The sequence below is a fragment of the Proteiniphilum sp. genome (assembly GCF_040307845.1).
GTDB lineage: Bacteria > Bacteroidota > Bacteroidia > Bacteroidales > Dysgonomonadaceae > Proteiniphilum.
Map to the genome: position 1 here is coordinate 24,186 of NZ_JAWRIS010000022.1, position 21,720 is coordinate 45,905.

Below are 21,720 nucleotides of genomic sequence, written 5' to 3' on the forward strand. Positions count from 1 at the left end.
CAATGTGCGAATATATAGATTTTGAGTGATTCTTTCATCATTCGTTTAACGGAAATCACCTTATTTCATACGATTATCTTATTTATCTTCAATTTTGCCGGTTTCACTACCTATTCTCTATTATACGGCTTCCGTTGCCGGTTTCACGTATCGACAACCTGACGGTATTCTCCGGTAATACCTGTTCCACCAATTCCGGCCATTCGATAAAGCAGATATAACCACTGTAGAGATAATCTTCATAACCGAAATCAAACACTTCTTCCAATTTGTGGATACGGTAAAAGTCGAAATGATAAATAGGCTTCCCGTCGCCTCCCTTATATTCATTGATAATGGCAAAGGTGGGGCTGGCCACGGTCTCTTTCACTCCGAGCTCTTTACAGACCGCCTTGATGAAAGTAGTCTTCCCGGCCCCCATGCCCCCATAAAAGGCGAAAACGGTATGATTGCCCATTTGGCTGATGAAGTCCCGCGCTGCCGGCTGAAGTGATGCTAAATTTTTTATTTCGATTTTCATTTTTAGTTTTTAGTTTTTCATTTTTAATTCTTAATTTTTCACTTTTCACTTTTAAAGTCTTGGTTCTAAAAAAATCACCGGAATCATCATCTCCTCCATAGAGACTCCCCCATGTTGAAAACTATCTTCATAATAGGACTGATAATGATTGTAATTGTTGGGATAAACAAAAAAATCATCATTCACTGCAAAGATATAACGGGTACTCATATTGGGAGATGGCAACCCGGCATTTTCGGGACGGATAATATCGAATACTCTTTTGGGATCATATCCCAGATTCTTACCCACCTTATAACGGAGGTTAACTCCGGTCTCCCGGTCTCCCAGCACCTTTACCCCCTTTTTCACTCTTATGGAGCCATGGTCGGTGGTGAGCACCGCTTTATATCCCTTTTCCGCTATTTTCGCCAGCAAGGCAGGTAAGGGAGAATGCAGGAACCATGATCTGGTGAGCGAACGGTATGCCGACTCATCAGGAGCAAGTTCTCGGATCATCCTCGATTCCGTACGCGCATGCGAGAGCAGGTCGATAAAATTGAATACCAGCAGATTCAAATCATACTTTTCCAACTCTGCGAACCGGGCGACCAATTTTTCACCTTCCAGACTCCTGTTGATCTTATGATAGGAGAAGTTGCATTTTCTACCATGCCTTTCCAGATGCGACTTAATGAATAACTCCTCATGGAGGTTCTTGCCTTCATCCTCCGATTCATCCACCCAACAGTCCGGGAACATCTCGGATAGCCGTCTCGGCATCAGTCCTGAAAAAACAGCATTCCTGGCATAGGGTGTGGCTGTAGGCAGAATGGAGAAATAGATATCCTCCCGGCATGTAAAACACTCTCCAACAACATCTTTCACCACCTGCCATTGATCGAATCGGAAATTATCGATCAATATAAAAAAGAGCTTTTCTCCTTTATCCACCGAGGGGAATACAAACCGCTCAAACAAGTCAGTACTCAAGACGGGGCGGTCGGGACCGAAGCCGTCTGTCCCCCCTATGATCCATTGCTCATAGTTTTTCCGGATAAATTTTGCAAAGAGACGGTTTGCCTCTGCTTTCTGCACCGCCAGCATCTCCCGTAACGGGCTCTGCGTCTGATCCAGCCTCAGTTCCCAAAGTACCAGTTTCTTATACACCGATATCCAATCGTCTGGAGTGCGGCAATCCTCTATCTCGCCAATCAGGAGATTAAACAGATCGTGGTATTCCTGTGTAAGGACTTCCGTCATGCGTTCATCCTGTTCGAGTATCTTCTTGATGCTCATCAGCACCTGGTTGGGATTGACCGGTTTGATGAGGTAATCGGCGATTTTCTTTCCGATAGCACGGTTCATAATACCTTCATCTTCGCTTTTGGTAACCATCACCACCGGCATCCCGGGATAGGATGAATGAAGCTCCACAAGAGTGTCCAGGCCGGACAAGCCAGGCATCTGTTCATCCAGAAAAACAATATCAAACCGTTGTGAACGGCATAATTCAATCGCATCGCGGCCATTATTGACACATTGCGTCCCGTATCCTTTCTCCTCCAGAAAAAGGATATAAGGTTTCAGGAGATCTATTTCATCATCAACCCAGAGCAACCGTGCTTTGACCATCCGTTTGAATCCTCTTAATCTACTTGTTATCAGAATAGCGACAAATGTATCTATTTCTACTGTATCTCACAATTTTTTGACTTTTTTTGGGGAGTGTCTCCCTCAGAGAGGAAGAATTGGATTTGATGGAAGTATTTAACAGAAACGGACCAAATTATTTCTCAGATTCAACCATTTTACTTAACTTTGATACCAGCTTGGTACGGATTCAATCCGTCAAGTATTCCGGTAGGCCAAAAATGGAAAAAAATTGCCTAAAATCGTTGAATGAGTAGTATATTTTGTAAAAACGTGTAACAATGACGGAACTAATTTTAAAAAAAGAAATTGATGAGGAAAAATTGAACACATTACTCAATTTCCTCAACTCGTGGGGTGTTGAAGTAGAGGTACAATCCAAACCGAGAAAAAGATTGATTAGAAAAAATTCTTCAAAGAAAACATTCTCTCTATCAGTTGGACTTTGGGATGACTACCCTATTGACGGAAGCGCATTGCGTAATAAAGCATGGAACAGACAGTCATGATCTTAGTAGATACAAATATTCTCATTGAGATCTATCGATCGAACAAAAAGATTATCGATGTCATAAAAGAAATCGGACAAGAAAATATTACTGTTTCCGATATCACATGTGCTGAATTATATTTTGGGGCACGCAACAAACATGAATTGAATTCAATATCCAAAGATTTAACAAAGCTGACAGTTATTCCTATAAACCAAGAGATTTCTGAGACAGCTGTTTCTTTAGTTAAAAAATTTGCTCTTTCTCATAAATTATCTATTCCAGACGCACTTATTGCCGCGACCGCCATTATACATGGCCTACCCTTATTTACACTGAATAAAAAAGATTTTTCTTATTTACCAGACTTACAACTAACTTAAATTCATACAGATGCAAACGACAAAACTATCCATTGTTATTTTATTCGCACTATTGTTAATAGGTTGCGGACAACAAGCAAAGAAAATTTTCAATGGGAAAGACCTGAAGAACTGGAATTTCGTGGTGGAAAACAACGCAGTTCCCGGCGACCAGGTGTTTTCCGTCAAAGAGGGGGTGATCTCCATAAAAGGGGAGCCTCTCGGTTACATGTACACCAAAGAAAAATATGGTAACTTCACGCTTGAACTGGAATACCGTTGGGAGGGAGAAGCAACCAACAGCGGCGTCTTTATCCTGATTGAAGATCCTGCCAACCCGTTTCCCAGAGGGATAGAATGCCAACTGGCAGCAGGCAAAGCCGGTGATTTCGTATTGTTGAACGGCTCCGACCTGAATGAGTACACCCTCCCCGAAGGAATAACGGAACGTCCGAAATTTCCCGTGATCGGGAAAATGCAACCCTCAAGTGAAAAACCTACCGGAGAATGGAATAAAATGAAGATTACAGTAGTTGACGGCGCTATTTCGGTCTATGTCAATGACATCTTGCAAAATCAAGCGACCAGTAAGGTGAAAGAGGGACATATAGGGCTCCAGAGTGAAGGGGGAAAGGTTGAGTTCCGCAATCTGGAGGTTAGGTGATGATAAGTGGAAAGGTGGAAAAGCAATATGAAAGATTTATCAGACACAACAAAACAGTATATCGATCTGGAAGATAAGTACGGGGCACACAACTATCATCCGTTGCCGGTAGTGCTGTCAAAAGGGAAAGGATGTTATGTATGGGACGTGGATGGGAAGAGATATTTCGATTTTCTGTCTGCCTATTCCGCCGTGAACCAGGGACATTGCCATCCTAAGATCGTAGCAGCATTGAAAGAGCAGGCGGGGAAACTTTGCCTTACTTCCCGCGCCTTCTATAACGATTCGTTGGGACCGTTCGAAAAGTTTATCCATGATTATTTCGGATATGACAAAGTATTGCCGATGAACAGCGGCGCCGAGGCGGTGGAGACAGCGTTGAAGCTGACCCGGAAATGGGCTTACCTGAAAAAGGGAATCCCTGAAAACGAAGCGATCATTGTGGCATGCGAAGGGAATTTTCACGGGAGAACCATCTCTATTGTCTCGGTCTCCACCGATCCCGATGCCCGTGCCGATTATGGGCCTTACACGCCCGGGTTCGAGGTTATCCCCTATAACGATCCGGAAGCGCTGGCTTCGATCCTGGAAAAGAAAGCGAATTCCATTGCCGGGTTCCTGGTAGAGCCCATTCAGGGGGAAGCAGGCGTAAACGTGCCGGACGAAGGTTATCTGAAGAATTGTTATGAGCTTTGTAAAAAACACAATGTACTTTTCATTGCCGATGAGGTACAAACCGGTATTGCCCGCACGGGTCGCAAACTTTGCTGCGATCATGAAGACATCCGTCCCGACATTGTGATCCTGGGAAAAGCGATCTCCGGGGGTGTATTACCCGTTTCTGCAGTACTTGCCGACGATGAAATCATGCTCACTATCCAACCCGGGCAACATGGATCCACTTTCGGGGGATTCCCTTTGGCCTGCAAGGTAGCAACCGCGGCGTTAGAGGTGGTGGAAGAGGAGAACCTGGCAGAAAAAGCTGAGTATCTGGGACAAATCTTCCGGGAAGAAATGAACGGGATCAAAAGCCCTTTTATCCAACAGGTCAGAGGGAAAGGATTACTCAATGCCGTTGTAATTGAACCGCATAACGGTAAACAAGCATGGGATGTATGTCTCAGGATGGCAGAAAACGGGCTGTTGGCGAAACCGACCCATGATCATATCATCCGGTTTGCGCCGCCATTAGTAATCACAGAACAGGAGCTACTAGAAGCGGTTCGTATTATCAGGGAATCACTCAAAGCATTGGAAACTGAATAATGTGCCGATGGGACTAAAAGGTGGAAAGGTGCCTAAGTGGTTAGGTATCTCTAATAGTCTTGAATCTTGGTTCTAAAAGTCTTTACTCTTTACTCTATCTTATGCAAACAACATCCAAAATATTGATGGTTCGACCCTTCAGGTTTGCTTTCAATGAAGAGACGGCACAAAACAACTATTTCCAACAGGGCGGAGAATCCGGAGCTGTAGCTGTCAAAGCGCTTGAAGAATTTGATGCTTTCGTGAATCAACTGCGGGCTAAGGATGTAGATGTGACGGTTGTACAGGATACCCCCGAGCCGTGGACTCCAGACTCCATTTTCCCGAATAATTGGTTTTCATCCCATTTTACAGGAGAATTGGTACTCTATCCCATGTTTGCCGAAAACCGCAGGCAGGAAAGGAAACAGGAGGTGGTTGACCTGCTTACCCGGAAAATGAATCACCGCAAAGTGGTTGATCTGACACACTGGGAGAAAAAAGATGAATTCCTGGAAGGAACGGGGAGTATGGTCTTAGACCGGGATAAAAGGATTGCGTATTGTTGCCGATCGCCACGTACTTCGGAGAAGGTGCTGGCGGACTTTTGTGCCCGATTGAATTATGACGCAGTAGTATTCAGCGCAACCGACAAGAACGCCAACCTCATCTACCACACCAACGTGATGATGTCTGTGGGCAACCAGATAGCGATCATTTGCCTGGAGTCGCTCAAAGACAAGAATGAACGAGATAAAGTGGTGTCCCGGTTGACCTCCACCGGGAAGATCATTGTCGATATCTCCCTGGATCAGGTAGTACGGTTCGCAGGGAATATGCTTGAGGTAAAGAGCAGGAATGGTCACCCCATTATGGTCATGTCGGCCGCGGCACGCAGTGTCCTGACTGCGGCACAAGAAACCGCCATATCCACCTATAACACGATCTTGTCTGCTCCATTGACTACCATCGAAACGAATGGAGGAGGATCAGCACGCTGTATGTTGGCCGAAATTTTTTATTAAAGCAGGGCCTTTTACATTTTTTTTATTTACTTTGTAAAAAAACTTTTTCATTCAACATGCGTTATAATATTTTTCACCCCTATTAATCAAAAAAACTATGTCATTCAGATCAGAACTAAAAGAATTCTTAATGCGCGGCAGCGTAGTGGATATGGCTGTGGGTATCGTTATCGGCGGTGCTTTCGGAAAAATCGTCACATCTTTTGTGAACGACATCCTGATGCCACCCATTGCATTGGTCTCGGACCAAGGCCAATTTGCAGACCTGAAGCTTGTTTTAAGACAGGCCGTAATGGATGGAGCGGAAGTGGTTGCACCTGCCGTCACCTGGAATTACGGCGCTTTCATTCAGACGGTTGTCGATTTCTTGATCATCGGCACGTCCATTTTCATGGTGATTAAAGCGATGAACTCATTCAAGCGGAAAAAAGAAGAAGCACCCGCACCTCCTGCCGAACCAACCAAGGAAGAGACATTACTGACGGAAATCCGGGACTTGCTGAAAAACAAGTAATTTACTGGATCTCGGTGAGATACTTCCAGTAGTGCTTTGGCATGTGCTGGCGTTGCAGTTTAAGATTGATACGCTCTTTGATAGTAATACTCCGGAAATATTCTTTCCATAACTGCTGAAAAAAGGCCTCCTCGCCGGAAAGTTTTTCATTATCGAGTTTGCCTGATTTCAGTTCTGCGAGGTCTTTTTGCGAGAAAGAGATTTCCTGCACCGTACGTGTATCGTAATAGAGGCCGACATTTCGCCCTGTATCGTAAATGATCCAGGGCTGTGTTGTATAGCGTGATTTGAAATGCGGCACGATCAGTGAAAGTACATTGTAACGCGGCGACACCGGCGCGAACCAGATACCGTCGGCCGTTTCCTGAAAACGGATGAACTGGATCAGCTTCCGGGCATCGGTACCTACTTTCTGCGCGATATCCTTGATACGGAGCACATCGTCGTCGCCGAAATTCATCTCTATTCCCTGCGGATGATCGATATTCTTACGGAAATAGCGGAACAGCAACATGGCTGTTTCCGGCAATTCCGATAACCATACGCTCAGCATCATATTCCGGGCGAACTTCGATAATTTTTTCTCCAACGCCTTCCACACTCGGGTCGATTTTTCCTTTTCAGTAGTCACATAATACTCTTCATCTGCAAACAGAGGCTTCTGATCCGATTCCGAAAGGATCAGGTCTGGAAACTTCTTCTGCTCATACGCGAAAAACACGCATGAAAGCAATCCGTCGAAAGTATTATCATACGTGAAAATGATCATTTTAGAACCAAGACTTTTTTTAATTAAAAGTGAAAAATGAAAAATTAAGAATGGAGCACTACACATTAATCATCAAATCATCAAATCAACCTATTCTCCCCAGTCGATTGAATACTGCAACAGCTCCGCCGCCGCTTTTTTATGCTTCTGCGACACCTGACGACGGACATATTGGGGAGTAAGCTCATTCACGGTCTGCATAGGCAATTCACGGCACGCAATAAAATACTGTGCACGCTTCATCACCACACCAATCTTCTTCAGTTGTTCGGAATTCAACCTGCCATACCGCCGCGAGGTGACGATCAGCTTGGCCGACTTCACCCCGATGCCCGGTACACGAAGGATCATCTCGTATGGCGCCGTATTGACATCGATCGGAAAAAACTCAGGATGCCGCAGCGCCCAACCCATTTTCGGATCGATATCCAAGTCCAGATCAGGATGATTGTCATCCACCAACTCTCCTGCTTTGAACTCATAGAACCGCATCAGCCAGTCGGCCTGATACAAGCGGTTCTCTCGTACCAATGGTGGTTTGGCCAGTACGGGCAGGCGGCTGTCGTCGGAATTTACAGGAATATAACCCGAGTAATAGACCCGTTTAAAAGAAGGACGCTTATATAATGCCGAAGCCAATGAGAGTATCTGTTTATCATTGTCGGGCGTAGCGCCGATAATCACCTGGGTACTCTGCCCTGCCGGCACAAATTTGGGGGCGGAACGAAATTTCTTACGATCCTCGGCACTTTCCAGCATCCCCTGCTGGATAAACCGCATGGGAGCAAACACGCTTGGATAATCTTTTTCGGGTGCCAGCAACTTCAGGTTCTGTTCCGACGGGATTTCGAGATTTACACTCATCCGATCGACCAGCACCCCTGCCTGGGCGACCAGTTCACTACTTGCACCCGGGATAGTCTTCATGTGAATGTATCCGTTGAAGCGATGTACCTCCCGCAATAGCTTCACCACACGCACCATCCGTTCCATTGTATAATCGGGATTGCGCATCACGCCGGAACTGAGGAAAAGCCCTTCGATATAATTTCTACGATAAAATTCGATGGTCAGCTCAGCCAGCTCTTCAGCCGTGAAAGCCGCACGTTTCACATCGTTACTGCGGCGATTACCGCAATAGGCGCAATCATAGATGCAGTGATTGGTAAGTAATATCTTAAACAATGAGATACAACGCCCGTCGGGAGTAAAGCTATGGCAAATACCCCACCCTGACACCGTACCGATCCCTCCCTTCACGTTGTTACGTGAGGTGCCACTCGATGCGCAGGATACGTCGTACTTAGCGGCATCGGCAAGGATTTTCAGTTTTTCGAGCATCTTTTCGTTCATCCCAATTGCAAAGGAAAGAAATAGAAATCAGATTGCCGAATTTAAAATCTTAAAAAACACAGCTTTGTCAATAAGTTATCAACATGTTGATTTTCAGATAAAACAAACATATAACTAAAAAAACAGTTATTTTTGTAACCGATCCGCCGAAGTGACAGTCCTATGGATGTAAACAAATTATTAATTCAATAACATTAGTCGTTTTCTGCACTCGGCAAAACAAATAAATTTGTTCTGTACTTGTTTAACGAAAACGTTCACTTTTTACATTAAAAGATTATGGAAGATATTTTGGTCCCAATTGTTGCAATTGTCGGTGTTTTTGGATTTCCGGTCGCCCTCCTTTGGGTGATCATGGAATTAAGAAAAGTCAATTTGCGGAACAGAGAACGGATGTCACTCATTTCGCAAGGTATTATTCCCGAGGAAGAAATAAAACAGAAAACGAACCCCAATAGATTTGTGTCACTTCGCAACGGAATTGTCCTTATCGGCATCGCTGTAGGAATCCTTGTAGGATTCTCTATCACCGAAGGAATGAGCCTGTCGGATGAAAAAGCATTCTGGATTTACACCTCATCCATTTTACTTTTCCTGGGGATAGGCTATCTGGTCTACTTCTTCACCACCAGAAATATGAAAGCAGTACCCGAGACGGCCGGTTTGCTACAGGAATAATCACCATGCGATGGACGAACAATTGTATGTGAAGCAGATACTCTCTGGCAATACTTCCGCGTTCAGCTACTTTGTCGACACCTATCAGGACATGGCGATCACCATCGCCTACCGGATATGCGGCAACCGGCAGGACGCGGAAGATGTCGTGCAGGAAAGCTTCGTGAAGGCATACCGCAATCTACATGGTTTCCGCGCCGACAGTAAGTTTTCGACATGGCTCTACCGTATTGTGTATAACACAGCGGTTACACTCACGAAATCGAAAATGTGGACCGGCTACAATGAAACAGATATAGAAAACGCATCCCATTTATCCGGCAACTCGGTAGATATCAATATAGAGGATATTGAACAAAAAGAAATGGTAGGGAACATCCTGCAAAAAATGCCCAAAGGCGATGCTTTATTGCTTACGCTATACTATTTGGAGGATAATCCGGTCAAGGAGATCGCGAAAATAACAGGGTTGAACGAAACCAATGTGAAAGTGAAGATGTTCAGGGCAAGAAAGTTATTCAAGGAAATGCTCATCCGATATTACGGGCAAACCGTCGAGGATCAATTCTTAGTGTCTTTCTAAAAAAGTGAAAAATTATGGCTGAAAAGAAGAATATAGAAAAAGAAGACGAAATCATTGGCCAGATGATGCAATCCACAAAGATCCAGGCTCCGGAGAACCTGAAATACCGCATCATGCAGCAAATTGAAACAGAAAAAGCACTCATGCCGCAAAAAATGAAACGGGCAACGACCCACGGAGACGTGTTGGCAGATTTCAGAGGCATTTTCGGTACTATGTACGTGCTGCTTTTCGTGCTATCTCTCCTGACGATCATTTTCGGCGGAAAAGAAGCTATCCTGTCCCCTCAATATATACTTACCGCACTCCTTATCGTGATAACATTATCCTCTTTCTGGGCGCTCACACGATTGGATGCCTTTTTAAGGAACAGGAAGAAAACGAAATAAGCAGATATTGAGTTACTCCCTCATTAATATCTCCCGGGCTTTCTCCAGTGTCCCGGGCGATTCGGCAGGAGGGAAATGCAGGTCGAGCGACTTGAACAATTCAATGATGAGGTCACCCACCGCCACACGGGCAAAGAATTTCTTGTCGGCCGGGATCACATACCATGGTGCATAGGGCCTGGAGGTCTTTTCCAGCATCTCCTCGAATGCCCTGTCATAATCATCCCATTGCGTACGGGCCTGCAAATCGGCAGAGCTGAATTTCCAATTCTTATCCGGCTCATCGATGCGGGAAAGAAAACGTTCTTTCTGCTCTTCTTTCGATATGTTCAGAAAGAATTTAAGGATACGCATCCCATTCCGGTGAAGATGCTGCTCAATGGCGTTGATATCTTCATAGCGGGCATCCCAGAACTGCGGGTCTATATTTTCCACGGAGCCGTATCCCGGAATCCGTTCATTGAGTATCCATTGAGGATTGACCTTTGTGGCCAGTACATTTTCATAATGCGACCGGTTGAAGATCTCTATCATCCCTCGCTCAGGCAAAGCCAGGTAATGACGCCAGAAATAGTCGTGTTCCAACTCGTTCTTGGTAGGGGTCTTAAAACTGTGCACACGGCAACCCTGCGGGTTAATGCCCGACATCACGTGACGGATCACCCCGTCTTTCCCGGCGGCATCCCGTGCTTGTAGGATGATCAACAGGGAATACCGGTCGTCGGCATAGAACATTTCCTGAAACTTCTTCAATTCCTTGATGTTCTTCTTGATTTCCTCTTTAGCGGTCTTCTTGGTGTATCCCCCGTCTTCACAGGTAGGAAAATCTTTCAGTCTGATGGTAGTACCTTCCTGTACACGTAGCTTGCTGTAATCAAAATTCATAGTATTCCGCTATCTGTCCTGATCTATGTTACTGCCTGTACCTTCTAATAATCCCTGATAACGGCTATCATCGGAAATGATCTTCAATCCTTCCATAAAGATATCGTTTTCTTTATTGATGATCCGGAAAAATGCCGACGAGTCGTATAAATCCCGAGCCATCAAGGCTTTTAACTGTGCAAATATCAATGGGCGGGAAGAGGCGAATTGTTCTTCATCCCATTCAATCTTTTCTTCAGAAGCAAGTTTCTTCAATTGGAGAATCATCGCCGCCGTTACCTGGTAATCGGCATTGAAACTATTGACATCCGGATATTTTTGCAATAACTCCTTTCGGGAATTATCCACTTCGAATATCGCCGCCCTATTGATCACATTCATACCGTTCATCCGGGCATGCAGCACGGTACCCCTTGTCGTATCCATCGGCACGAAATAATCGGGCATGATCCCCCCGCCGCCATATACTGTGCGTTTGTTTACCAGCGTGGTATATTTCAACGAGTCGGGAAAATGGATGCTATCGGCCCGGAAGAGTTCACCGTGATTATAGCGATTGACAAAATCCATGTTATATGAGTCCTGGTCCCCGTTTTCATACGGTTTCTGGATGCTTCTGCCACTGGGGGTATAATACCGTGCTACGGTCAACCGGATCATCGTACCGTCGGGAAGCGGCAACTGGCGCTGCACCAATCCTTTTCCGAAAGTCCTTCGGCCGACGACCACCCCCCTGTCCCAGTCCTGGATAGCTCCGGCAAGGATTTCACTGGCCGAAGCCGAAGCCTCATTGACCAGTATCACCAGCTTTCCACCTTTCAGTTCATCGTCGCCGGTGGCATTCATTGTATAGCGGGGTTGGTTTTTTCCTTCGGTGTAAACGATCAGCTTCCCATCACCCAGAAACTCATCCACGATATCATTGGCTGTCTGGAGGATCCCCCCGCCATTATCGGTCAGGTCCAGGATAAGGTGCTTCATACCTTGTGACCTCAATTCCTTTTCCGACTGCCGGAACTCATCGCCCGAGGAAATACCGAACCGGCTCAGGCGGATATATCCTATATCTTCTGTTACCATATAAGATGCATCAATACTGGTGATGGGTATCTTGTCGCGTACAATCCGGAAAGGTATCAATTCGGGCACACCGCGACGGAGCACTTTCACGTTCACCTGCGTCCCTTTAGGGCCACGGAGCATAGATACCACATCCTGATTGTTCTTCTTCACCCCGGCAATCAGCGTATCGTTCACAAAGATGATCTTGTCTCCCGGCATAATACCTACCTTTTGCGACGGACCACCGGCAATGACCTCCATCACATAGAGCGTGTCGGTCAGCATATTGAACGATATACCGATCCCGTCAAAATTCCCCTGTAACGGCTCGTTCATGGCCTTCACTTCGTCCTTGTTGAGATAGGTGGAATGCGGGTCCAGTTCTTTCAACATGCCACGTATGGCCGCTTCTGTCAGTTCCTGTGAATTTACGTCATCCACATACAAGCCCTGGATCAGCTGGAGCGTCCTCTCAAACTTGACACCGTCGGGAGACGGCCTGAATTGCGCATATACACACCCGGTTAAAAACAAGGTACCTAAAACAATCGGGATTATTTTTTTGAGCATTTTTATTCTTTTGAGGAGTTTGAATTTTTTACTTCGATTCATCAGACAATATCTTTCTTTGTTAGGGTCATTCCTTCCGGGATAAAACCACTCACGTCGTAGCCGTAACGCAACAGTTCCCTCACATGGGATGAGCTTACGTGGGTCAGGGCAGGTTCCGTGAATAGTACAAACGTCTCAATTCCCGAAATAGTTCGGTTCATATCTGCGATCGTTTTTTCATATTCGAAATCTATTACCGAGCGGATCCCCCGTAAGATATATTGAGCGCCTGTCTTTTGGGCAAACTCTATGGTAAGGGAGTCGTAACTCTCTACCCTTACACGCGGGTCTTTTTCATATAATCCGCTGATCATCCTGAGCCGTTGATCCACCGTGAAGAATGATTTTTTCGCTTCGTTGATCCCTATGGCGATCACAATCTCATCCACCAGCGACAAGCCCCTGCGCACTAACGACTCGTGCCCGATAGTGAATGGGTCAAAAGTTCCCGGAAACAGGGCAATTCTTTTTGTGGAATTATATTGTTGTTCCATTGGGGTTCGGTTGTTATTCGGTTGTTATTCAGTTGTTATTCGGTTGTTATTCATTTGTTATTCAGTTGTTATTCGGTTGTTATTCATTTGTTATTCAGTGGCCATTGAGCTACATGCGAAGCACAAATAACAGCGAAGCTGAATAACGCGAAGCGAATAACGGCGAAGCCGAATAACTACTGTTTTACGCGACCTCATCCTCCTCAACCACCAGGTTTTCAATAATAAACGACTGCCGCTCGGGAGTATTCTTACCCATATAGAATTCAAGCAATTCCTTCAGAAGATCCTCTTTGCGCATGGTCACCCTGTCGAGCCGGATATCTTCACCGATAAAATTACGGAACTCGTCGGGCGATATCTCACCCAACCCTTTGAAGCGGGTTATTTCGGGATTGGGTCCCAGCTCTTCCACTGCACTGAGGCGTTCTTCCTCCGTATAACAATAAAGCGTTTTCTTCTTGTTACGCACCCGGAAAAGCGGAGTTTGAAGAATATAGACATGTCCTTTTTTGATCAGGTCAGGGAAAAATTGCAAAAAGAAAGTAAGCAATAACAGGCGGATATGCATGCCATCGGTATCGGCATCGGTAGCAATAATCACTTTATTATACCGCAACCCGTCCATATTTTCTTCAATATTGAGTGCTGCCTGAAGGAGATTAAACTCCTCGTTCTCGTAAACGATCTTCTTTGTCAATCCAAAACAATTGAGAGGTTTTCCCCTCAGACTGAATACCGCCTGAAGGTTCGGGTCACGGCTTTTAGTGATGGATCCGCTGGCCGAATCCCCTTCGGTGATGAAGATCGACGTATTATCCCTGTCATCGCCTTTGGTATCGTTGTAATGGATACGGCAGTCCCTCAGCTTTTTATTGTGCAGGTTGGCTTTCTTTGCCCGTTCACGGGCCAGTTTGGTTACTCCTGCAATGGCTTTGCGCTCTTTCTCCGAGTCGAGTATCTTTTTATGCAACACCTCTGCCGTATCGGCATTCTTGTGCAGGTAATTATCCAGTTCTTTCTTGAGGAAATCATTGATATGCTTGCTCACCGAGATGCCATTGGGGGTCATCTCTTTGGATCCCAGCTTGGTTTTTGTCTGTGACTCGAAGACCGGTTCTTCCACCTTGATACTGATGGCGGCCACCATGCCGTTACGGATATCGGAATACTCAAAGTTCTTATTGTAGAACTCTTTGATCACGCGTGCGGTCGCCTCACGGAAAGCGGCAAGGTGTGTACCACCCTGGGTGGTGTGCTGCCCGTTTACAAACGAATAATATTCCTCTCCGTACTGGTTGGTATGGGTAATGGCCACCTCTATATCTTCACCAAAAAGGTGGATGATAGGATAAAGTTCTTCGGATGTGAGATTTTCGTTCAACAGGTCTTCCAGCCCATTTTTCGAAGTGAATTTTTTATCATTGAAAACGATGGTCAACCCGATATTCAGGAAAACATAATTCTTCAGCAACGGCTCGATATGTTCGTCGCGGTAATGATACTCACCGAATATTTCCACATCGGGGGTAAAGTTCACATAAGTTCCGTTCGCACTTGTAGTCGCCGTAATCGCCGGATCATTCGAGAGCACACCCTGCACGAATTCCACCTCCTTCATTTGTCCCTCGCGGAAACATTCCATTGCAAAGGAAGAAGAAAGCGCATTCACGGCTTTAATACCCACCCCATTCAATCCCACCGATTTTTTAAATGCCTTGGAATCATATTTGGCACCGGTATTCATTTTAGAGCAGACATCCTTCACCTTTCCCAGAGGGACGCCACGTCCATAGTCCCGGACCGTCACGCTTTCATTCTCGATGGTCACTTCAATGGTCTTTCCGTAGCCCATCATGAACTCATCGATAGCGTTGTCCAGTACCTCTTTCAGCAGGACATAAATACCATCATCATAAGAAGAACCGTCGCCCAACTTCCCGATATACATTCCGGGACGCCGACGGATATGTTCCTGCCACTCTAACGTGACAATATTCTCTTCCTGATAATTATTTTCAACTATTTGTATATCTTTTTCTATTTCGCTCACTTTTTTCTATAGATTTTTAATAAACGCCCTGCGTCTTTTGTGCTGTTTGGTTTCCCAATCGCTCCACATGGAGTGCACTTTATTGTTCATTTCCAACTCGGGATTACTCTCGGCATACTCAAAACCAAGCGTATTGGCTGCCGATATAAACTCAGTGAACATCAACGCATTCAACCCTTTACCCTGATATTCGGGATCTACGGCAACCATTAACAGGTCGAGCACATTGGTTCCTTTTCCTTTTAACGCGTTGTAAATATGATACCACCCGGTAGGCATAAATTTGCCTTTTGCTTTCTGTAATGCCCTGGCGATGCTGGGAAGCCCTATTCCCACCCCTACCAGTTTATTGTCTTCCTGACGGATCACCAATGTAAGGAATTCCAGACGCAGCATCGGGATATACATATCCACATAATAGTCGATCTGCCGTTCGGTCAGTTCCACATACCCATAGAGATCTTTATAGGCACGGTTGATCAGTTTAAAAATATCCCTCGCGTAAGGTAATACATCCTTCTTACTCTCGAGATGCTTCACATCGAGTCCCGAACGTTTCTTTACGATCTCCGAAGCACGTAAAAAACGCTCGGGCATCTCCCTGGGAATGGTGATGAGAAATTCCACCCAATCCTGATCCTTTATATACCCCATCCGCTCCATGTGATCCACATAGTAAGGATAATTGTATATGGTGGAGAGGGTACTAATCTGGTCGAATCCCTCTACCAGCATCCCTTCATGGTCAAGATCGGTAAAGCCGAGCGGGCCGTGTATCTTCTCCATCCCCCGGGAACGCGCCCAACTCTCAGCCGCACCAAAAAGGGCATCCACCACCTCGCTGTCATCAATAAAATCGACAAAGCCAAAACGGGCATTCCGCTCATTCCATTTTTCATTTGCCTTGTGATTGATGAACACACCGATCCTTCCCACTATCTGATCGTCGCGACAGGCCAGGAAATAGTTGGCATCACAATGATCGAATGCGGGATTTTTACTCGGACTGAGCGTGGCCCTCTCATCGTAAATCAACGGTGGAACAAAATACTCATTCCCTTCATAGAGATCGATACCGAACTGGATGAATTTCTTCAAATCCTCTTTCGTCCTGACTTTATTGATTATGACTGACATGTTTTGCTTTCTGTAAATATGAATTTTACACCGATGGCAAAGATAGTGATTTTTTGTATATCTCCCACCTGTCAATTACATCACGTACATATTTGATTGTTTCATCCGCCCTGAAATAGCCATTTTTACAAACCGGGTCCGAATAGTATTGCTCTAAGCGTTTTAGCTGGAGATACCGCTCCACGTTACCTTCCCACACCTCTTTATCACCCCCGTATTTTTCGGTGAGCGCCATCGCATCGAAGACATGGCCGATCCCTCCGTTATAAGCTGCCAGCGCCATCTTTGTCCTCTCATCAGGATTATCAATAAAACGAAAAATATGAAGCAGGCTTTTCAGGTATTCAGTACCTGCCCGTATGTTTTTCTCAGGATCAAGAAGCTGTTCACCCTCAGCTCCTAATGATGCGGCAGTGGCCGACATCAGCCCCATCAGTCCTATGGCGCCCGCCCATGATTGTCCCTCCGTCTCGAAATTGGACTCCTGGTAGGAAACCGAAGCAAGCAACCGCCAGTCAATACCGGTTTCCTCCCCATAGCGCTTGAAATAGGAATCGAAAGGTGAAATAATACCATGACCGGAAATTTCCCTGAAAGAGGGTCTCCCGACGTAAGAATATCCCTTCGTTTCTTCGAAATAGCGTTTGACGATCCGCAGGAAAGCAGGTCCGGAAGAGCGGTTTTCAATCCAACTGTCGAGCGAATCGGCAAGCACAGGGGTATCTTTCCTTACCACCCACGAGGAGCGCTGGTCGAAGCTGACCGGAAGGTCCACATTCAGGTTTCCGAAATAAGTATGATTGAGCATGGCCAGATCATCATCGGCTACCGTATAGGCGATCTCACCACGGGAAACCATCCGGATGAGGTCTTCCACCACGATGGTGTCACTGTCGATCCTGTCAATCAGGATACCTCCACCCAACTCATTATTCAGGTTGTTTATCCTGTCGAGGTATTTCGACTGGTCGATCACTGTCACCTGTCTACCGATCAAACCGGTCACATCCGTCAACAAGGTATCTCCCCGTCCGGCACGTTGCACCAGCACCTGATGCGAGATCTGCTGAAGCCCGCAATACCGCATTGAGTCCTTCAATGCATTGGTGACCGGCACTCCGTAGGCAATCAGGTCGGCTTCCTTATCCTGCAGCATCTGCAGCATGGCACCTGTATTTCCCGCGACGATGATCTCGGGAACCAGTCCGTGATGGCTACAGAAATCCCGGATCATATCATAATGATATCCCATGGGTTGATCCCGGTATATGAAATAGGACGTGGATGTGTTCAGGGTAAGCACGCGCAATGTATCCGCCTGCAGGATCTGGGGGAAATCATACACACCCGCCCGCCTGCTCCATTTCCCGCATGACAGGCACAGGATGGCGAGAAGCAGTGAAAGCAACAACACCCTGTTCATATAATTTGAACTATTCATTTTTCATTAACGCCATCTATTAAGAGAATGAAGCGGCAATATACTAAAAAATTCCAAGGTATCCGGAAAAACAATAAAAACCACCTGCATGGCTCAATGCAGGCGGCAGGTGTGATAAGAAACTAAACGTCAGGAAACGGTTAGTGAGCCTAATTTATCAGCCATATCCTTCAGGGCGAAATTGAGCGTCTCCTTATCTTTATTAGACAAATAACGAGGTTTTCCGCTTACCACGTGTCCATGAATTCGCTGGCTTAACCATGTCTTAGACTTATGAAAGTAATTCTCGGCAATGTAAGACAGATTCACGAACTTTGCCACTTCAGCAAGCTGATCCCTCACTAGAACTTCTTCTTTAATTTGTTTCAATTCACTTTCGATTTCATCAAATCCGGAAGCAATAAAACCGTGAATTTCAGCAATTTCTTCCGCAGAAGTGTATATCTCTTTCATTTCAGCAGCTTTCCGGGCAAAAGCAATACCAGAAAGTTTTTTCAGTTCAGCTAAATCTTTTTTTAAGTTATTCATATCCTATCCTGTTTTAATCCCTCCCTGATAAGGGGCGGGTGGGTATTTTACTTCTTTTTTTCTCTTTTGTCAATGAGTTTTTTCAAATCCTCAAGCATCATATTGACCTGGATTTCCTTCTCCTTCTTCGGAAAATCATACATTACAGAAATGTTGATGTAATCCGTAATCTTTTGCTTTAAAGCTTCAATCTGCTTGTCTAAATCTGTCATCGTTTCCTGGTTTTAAATGTTAGTTATTTGTTCCTTATCACAATACAAATATATATAAACGTTTGTTTATACGCAACCCTTTTGATAAATTACTCCCCCCCAACATCGAATAATTTAAGTATTTTTAATGCTGATAGAAGGAGAGGCAGACATCCAATTTCGAGCAAATTACCTGTAAAAACCGGGAATTTCTTTGCTGCTTTTACCGTTCATCGCTATTGTTGTAAGGAATGTGTAATTGTTCTCTAATGTATGACCAAAAAAACAAGCTGCCCCTCTCGAGACAGCTTGCACCTATTCAAAGGCCGTTTTACCATGCCGAATATTATTCATACGCGATCTCACCGTGTTCGGAGATATCGAGTCCGACGGATTCGCTTTCCGCGGTTGCCCTGATACCGACGATAGCGTCTACGATCTTGAATAATATCCATGTCATAATTGCACTGAAAGCGATAGTGGCCACAGTTGCCACGACCTGTATCCATAACTGGTTCCAATCGCCATACAGCGCGCCCTGTGCTCCCCCTTCACCGGTAATAACCTGTGTGGCAAAGACACCGATAAGAATAGAACCGATGATACCGCCTACACCGTGCACACCGAAGGCATCCAATGAATCATCGTAGCCCAATTTGGGTTTCACATACGCTACCATAAAGAAACAGATCAAACCGGCGACTATCCCTATGACAAAAGCTCCCAATACGCCGGAAGAGCCGGCAGCAGGTGTAATGGCAACTAACCCTGCGACTACGCCCGTACAAAAGCCGACCACAGTCGGTTTTTTGTTGATAACCCAGTCGAGCGCAGTCCAAGTCAGCGCCGCAGCTGCCGCGGCTATGTTGGTAACCAGTAACGCACTTGCCGACAAGCCGTCTGCTGCCAGGCCGCTTCCGCCATTAAATCCCAGCCATCCCAACCACAGCAAAGCCGTACCGATCACCACAAACGGCACATTATGCGGAGTAATGGGAGTAGCTCCTTTCACATTCCATCCTTTTCTTTTGCCCAGCAATACAGCCATCACCAATGCAGATATCCCGGCGTTGATATGTACCACGGTACCACCTGCAAAGTCAATGGCTCCCATCTCACCGATCCAGCCGCCACCCCATACCCAGTGGGCCAACGGATTGTAAACCACCAGCGCCCATAGCACTGAGAACAACAGGAAACCGCTGAATTTGATACGTTCGGCAAATGCACCGACGATTAAAGCCGGGGTAATCACAGCAAACATTCCCTGAAACGACACGAATAAAAGTTCGGGAATAGTATATCCCTCGAGCAAGTCCCCGATTCCGATTCCCTGCAGGAATATTTTATCGAAACCACCTACCACAGCATTCAAACCTCCTTCTACCGAAGTAAAGGCTATGCTGTAACCGACCACTACCCATTCTATAATGATTACGGCAGTAAGGATAAGACATTGCATCAATACACTCAGTACATTCTTCCGGCGTACCAGACCCCCATAAAACAGGGCTAACCCGGGAATGGTCATCATCATGACCAGAATAGTAGCCACTATAATCCACGCTGTATCACCACTGTTCAACACGGGTACCGGTTCGTCCTGCGCAAAAGCAATGACAGGCATGGAAAACAACGCACAAAACATCAGTATATATTTTATTATTTTATGTTTCATAATCTGTATAAGTTAATGTGTATACTCTGTTCCTGAGAATCTTCAAGCATCTTTCTGCTCTTTGTCATACAATGACTCATCACCACGGTCGCCCGTGCGGATACGGATGGATTGCTCGATGGCCGACACGAAAATCCGGCCATCACCGCTTTCCCCCGTATAAGCAGATCGTAAAATAGCATCGATCGATTTTTGCACATTTACCTCCCTGACCACGAAAGAGAGATAAATACGCTCGATAGCATTGACATCGTAGGCGATCCCCCGGAAAATAAGACCTTGTTTTGCTGTTCCCTGACCTTTTACTCCCCACCATGAAAGGAAGTCTATGTCAGCCTCATGCAAGGCAGCCCGAACCTCATCGAACTTCGACTTGCGGATAATTGCTTCAATTTTTTTCATTTTTTATCATTGTTATAATTAGAGTAATTAAAAACTCACTCCGAATACCAGAAAGACATCCTTTGTGTCAGGATTCACTATTGCCTGGGTAAAAACCGGAAGCGAGAACGAATCGGTGATTACGATTTCCTTGCTGGCTTTTATAGACGCGTTGACCAGCGCGAAGCCGTCAGAATAAGCGCCCTCCCAGGGAGTCGCCCCCAATATCAGATCAATATTCACCCCTTTTACCGGCAAGGAATAGCTTGCCTCAATGTAGGTGGAATAATCGTCGTCTCCTGCGAAATTGGTATTCCAGGCCAATGAGAGGGGGAATGATTCTCCAAACGAGTAACCCAGTGTACCCTCGAAAACATGATCGGCATATTTAAAATAGCCGCGGTCCTCACCATCCGGAAGGTCACGGGGGAAGTAATAATCCGTCACCAATACCGAAAAATTGCCCATCGAGTAACCGGCATACAAGTCAAATTCTCTCCAGCCACTTTCGAAACTGGTCGATCCCCATGCTCCAATTGAAAAATTACCAGCCGAAAGCGAAATACCCGGTTGTACGGCGGCCGGGCCACAATATTGGCCACGCCAGATATACGAACTTACAATATCGGCCCCGGCTGAAACTGTTACTTCCTGCCCTTTGATCCCACTTACAGCACTTGATACTGCGAACACCACAATGAATAATTTCATCTTCTTCATCCTTTTAGCTTTTTTAAATGAATAACCGTCAATCTTTAATCTATATGAAACCTAAACCTAAGCCAGTCAATCTTTTTGAAATCAAATACAAGGAAATAAAATCTTTTTGACAATATTACGATGCAAAGATAATCGAAAAGATTATAAAACAAACAAAAACAAAACATTTTGATTAAAATACATCAAGAAACATAGCATTAGCACAAAAACAAGGGGATATTCTCATCAAAAAGATAATTTATCAATTCATAATCAAATATTTAGGAAATAAAGAAAAAGATCGTTATTTTTGCAGGGAATAGGATATGAGAGT

Annotated in this window: 24 protein-coding genes; 9 read left to right on the top strand and 15 right to left on the bottom strand. The window is 45.3% G+C overall.

What is annotated here, in order from left to right:
* Nucleotides 1-106: 106 nt before the first annotated feature.
* Nucleotides 107-520 (bottom strand): tRNA (adenosine(37)-N6)-threonylcarbamoyltransferase complex ATPase subunit type 1 TsaE, encoded by a 414-nt coding sequence (gene tsaE / locus ABV001_RS05490; protein ID WP_352421879.1) that lies wholly within the window; start codon nucleotides 518-520, stop codon nucleotides 107-109.
* A gap of 51 nt (nucleotides 521-571) precedes the next feature.
* Nucleotides 572-2,134, bottom strand: a complete 1,563-nt coding sequence (porX, locus tag ABV001_RS05495) for a T9SS response regulator signal transducer PorX (protein WP_352421880.1) — start codon at nucleotides 2,132-2,134, stop codon at nucleotides 572-574.
* A 299-nt stretch (nucleotides 2,135-2,433) separates the two neighbouring features.
* Here porX and ABV001_RS05500 point away from each other — a divergent pair, with 299 nt between their 5' ends.
* The 6 genes from ABV001_RS05500 to mscL all read left to right on the top strand — a co-directional run bounded on the left by ABV001_RS05500 (nucleotide 2,434) and on the right by mscL (nucleotide 6,453).
* Nucleotides 2,434-2,661, top strand: a complete 228-nt coding sequence (locus ABV001_RS05500; RefSeq protein ID WP_352421881.1) for a hypothetical protein — start codon at nucleotides 2,434-2,436, stop codon at nucleotides 2,659-2,661.
* Nucleotides 2,643-3,026, top strand: a complete 384-nt coding sequence (locus ABV001_RS05505; RefSeq protein WP_352421882.1) for a type II toxin-antitoxin system VapC family toxin — start codon at nucleotides 2,643-2,645, stop codon at nucleotides 3,024-3,026. Before ABV001_RS05500 ends, ABV001_RS05505 begins: the two co-directional genes overlap by 19 nt.
* 10 nt (nucleotides 3,027-3,036) lie before the next feature.
* Complete coding sequence (locus tag ABV001_RS05510; RefSeq protein WP_352421883.1) at nucleotides 3,037-3,669, top strand: 3-keto-disaccharide hydrolase; 633 nt, start codon at nucleotides 3,037-3,039, stop codon at nucleotides 3,667-3,669.
* Between the two features lie 27 nt (nucleotides 3,670-3,696).
* The gene (rocD, locus tag ABV001_RS05515; protein ID WP_352421884.1) at nucleotides 3,697-4,935 is read left to right on the top strand and encodes an ornithine--oxo-acid transaminase; all 1,239 of its coding nucleotides are present in this window, start codon (nucleotides 3,697-3,699) and stop codon (nucleotides 4,933-4,935) included.
* Nucleotides 4,936-5,036: 101 nt separating this feature from the next.
* Nucleotides 5,037-5,939, top strand: coding sequence for a citrulline utilization hydrolase CtlX (ctlX, locus tag ABV001_RS05520; RefSeq protein WP_352421885.1), 903 nt, complete (start codon nucleotides 5,037-5,039; stop codon nucleotides 5,937-5,939).
* 97 nt (nucleotides 5,940-6,036) lie between these two features.
* Complete coding sequence (gene mscL / locus ABV001_RS05525; protein ID WP_352421886.1) at nucleotides 6,037-6,453, top strand: large-conductance mechanosensitive channel protein MscL; 417 nt, start codon at nucleotides 6,037-6,039, stop codon at nucleotides 6,451-6,453.
* Nucleotide 6,454: 1 nt separating this feature from the next.
* On the opposite strand, the gene ABV001_RS05530 is transcribed toward mscL, so the two are convergent.
* Both ABV001_RS05530 and ABV001_RS05535 read right to left on the bottom strand, forming a co-directional pair.
* The gene (locus tag ABV001_RS05530; protein ID WP_352421887.1) at nucleotides 6,455-7,222 is read right to left on the bottom strand and encodes a TIGR03915 family putative DNA repair protein; all 768 of its coding nucleotides are present in this window, start codon (nucleotides 7,220-7,222) and stop codon (nucleotides 6,455-6,457) included.
* A 90-nt stretch (nucleotides 7,223-7,312) separates the two neighbouring features.
* Nucleotides 7,313-8,575 (bottom strand): putative DNA modification/repair radical SAM protein, encoded by a 1,263-nt coding sequence (locus ABV001_RS05535; RefSeq protein ID WP_352421888.1) that lies wholly within the window; start codon nucleotides 8,573-8,575, stop codon nucleotides 7,313-7,315.
* A gap of 279 nt (nucleotides 8,576-8,854) precedes the next feature.
* On the opposite strand from ABV001_RS05535, the gene ABV001_RS05540 reads away from it, so the two are divergent.
* The 3 genes from ABV001_RS05540 to ABV001_RS05550 are packed head-to-tail and all read left to right on the top strand — an operon-like array spanning nucleotide 8,855 to nucleotide 10,225.
* Nucleotides 8,855-9,253 carry a DUF6249 domain-containing protein gene (locus ABV001_RS05540; RefSeq protein ID WP_323425429.1) on the top strand — a complete coding sequence of 133 codons (399 nt, stop codon included), beginning with the start codon at nucleotides 8,855-8,857 and terminating at the stop codon, nucleotides 9,251-9,253.
* A gap of 10 nt (nucleotides 9,254-9,263) precedes the next feature.
* Nucleotides 9,264-9,836 carry an RNA polymerase sigma factor gene (locus ABV001_RS05545; RefSeq protein ID WP_323425430.1) on the top strand — a complete coding sequence of 191 codons (573 nt, stop codon included), beginning with the start codon at nucleotides 9,264-9,266 and terminating at the stop codon, nucleotides 9,834-9,836.
* Between the two features lie 14 nt (nucleotides 9,837-9,850).
* Nucleotides 9,851-10,225 (top strand): hypothetical protein, encoded by a 375-nt coding sequence (locus ABV001_RS05550; RefSeq protein ID WP_323425431.1) that lies wholly within the window; start codon nucleotides 9,851-9,853, stop codon nucleotides 10,223-10,225.
* Nucleotides 10,226-10,237: 12 nt separating this feature from the next.
* On the opposite strand, the gene ABV001_RS05555 is transcribed toward ABV001_RS05550, so the two are convergent.
* From ABV001_RS05555 to ABV001_RS05605, 11 genes are all read right to left on the bottom strand, one after another.
* Nucleotides 10,238-11,110 carry a polyphosphate kinase 2 family protein gene (locus ABV001_RS05555; RefSeq protein ID WP_323425432.1) on the bottom strand — a complete coding sequence of 291 codons (873 nt, stop codon included), beginning with the start codon at nucleotides 11,108-11,110 and terminating at the stop codon, nucleotides 10,238-10,240.
* 9 nt (nucleotides 11,111-11,119) lie between these two features.
* Entirely contained in the window at nucleotides 11,120-12,742 is a 1,623-nt protein-coding gene (locus ABV001_RS05560) for a S41 family peptidase (protein WP_352421889.1), read from the bottom strand.
* Nucleotides 12,743-12,783: 41 nt separating this feature from the next.
* Nucleotides 12,784-13,278 (bottom strand): pantetheine-phosphate adenylyltransferase, encoded by a 495-nt coding sequence (coaD, locus tag ABV001_RS05565; protein ID WP_352421890.1) that lies wholly within the window; start codon nucleotides 13,276-13,278, stop codon nucleotides 12,784-12,786.
* Nucleotides 13,279-13,462: 184 nt separating this feature from the next.
* Nucleotides 13,463-15,331, bottom strand: coding sequence for a DNA topoisomerase IV subunit B (locus tag ABV001_RS05570; RefSeq protein WP_502929856.1), 1,869 nt, complete (start codon nucleotides 15,329-15,331; stop codon nucleotides 13,463-13,465).
* 6 nt (nucleotides 15,332-15,337) lie between these two features.
* A complete protein-coding gene (locus ABV001_RS05575) occupies nucleotides 15,338-16,468 on the bottom strand; it encodes a GNAT family N-acetyltransferase (protein ID WP_352421891.1) in 1,131 nt (376 codons plus the stop codon).
* 25 nt (nucleotides 16,469-16,493) lie between these two features.
* Nucleotides 16,494-17,909, bottom strand: a complete 1,416-nt coding sequence (locus ABV001_RS05580; RefSeq protein ID WP_352421892.1) for an MltF family protein — start codon at nucleotides 17,907-17,909, stop codon at nucleotides 16,494-16,496.
* Between the two features lie 129 nt (nucleotides 17,910-18,038).
* The gene (locus ABV001_RS05585; RefSeq protein ID WP_352421893.1) at nucleotides 18,039-18,437 is read right to left on the bottom strand and encodes a DUF5053 domain-containing protein; all 399 of its coding nucleotides are present in this window, start codon (nucleotides 18,435-18,437) and stop codon (nucleotides 18,039-18,041) included.
* Nucleotides 18,438-18,484: 47 nt separating this feature from the next.
* Nucleotides 18,485-18,649 carry a hypothetical protein gene (locus tag ABV001_RS05590; protein WP_323425438.1) on the bottom strand — a complete coding sequence of 55 codons (165 nt, stop codon included), beginning with the start codon at nucleotides 18,647-18,649 and terminating at the stop codon, nucleotides 18,485-18,487.
* A gap of 325 nt (nucleotides 18,650-18,974) precedes the next feature.
* On the bottom strand, nucleotides 18,975-20,255 hold the full coding sequence (locus ABV001_RS05595) for an ammonium transporter (protein ID WP_352421922.1): 1,281 nt from the start codon (nucleotides 20,253-20,255) through the stop codon (nucleotides 18,975-18,977).
* Between the two features lie 93 nt (nucleotides 20,256-20,348).
* On the bottom strand, nucleotides 20,349-20,708 hold the full coding sequence (locus tag ABV001_RS05600) for a P-II family nitrogen regulator (RefSeq protein ID WP_323425439.1): 360 nt from the start codon (nucleotides 20,706-20,708) through the stop codon (nucleotides 20,349-20,351).
* Between the two features lie 27 nt (nucleotides 20,709-20,735).
* A complete protein-coding gene (locus tag ABV001_RS05605; RefSeq protein ID WP_323425440.1) occupies nucleotides 20,736-21,407 on the bottom strand; it encodes a TorF family putative porin in 672 nt (223 codons plus the stop codon).
* Nucleotides 21,408-21,720 lie beyond the last annotated feature (313 nt).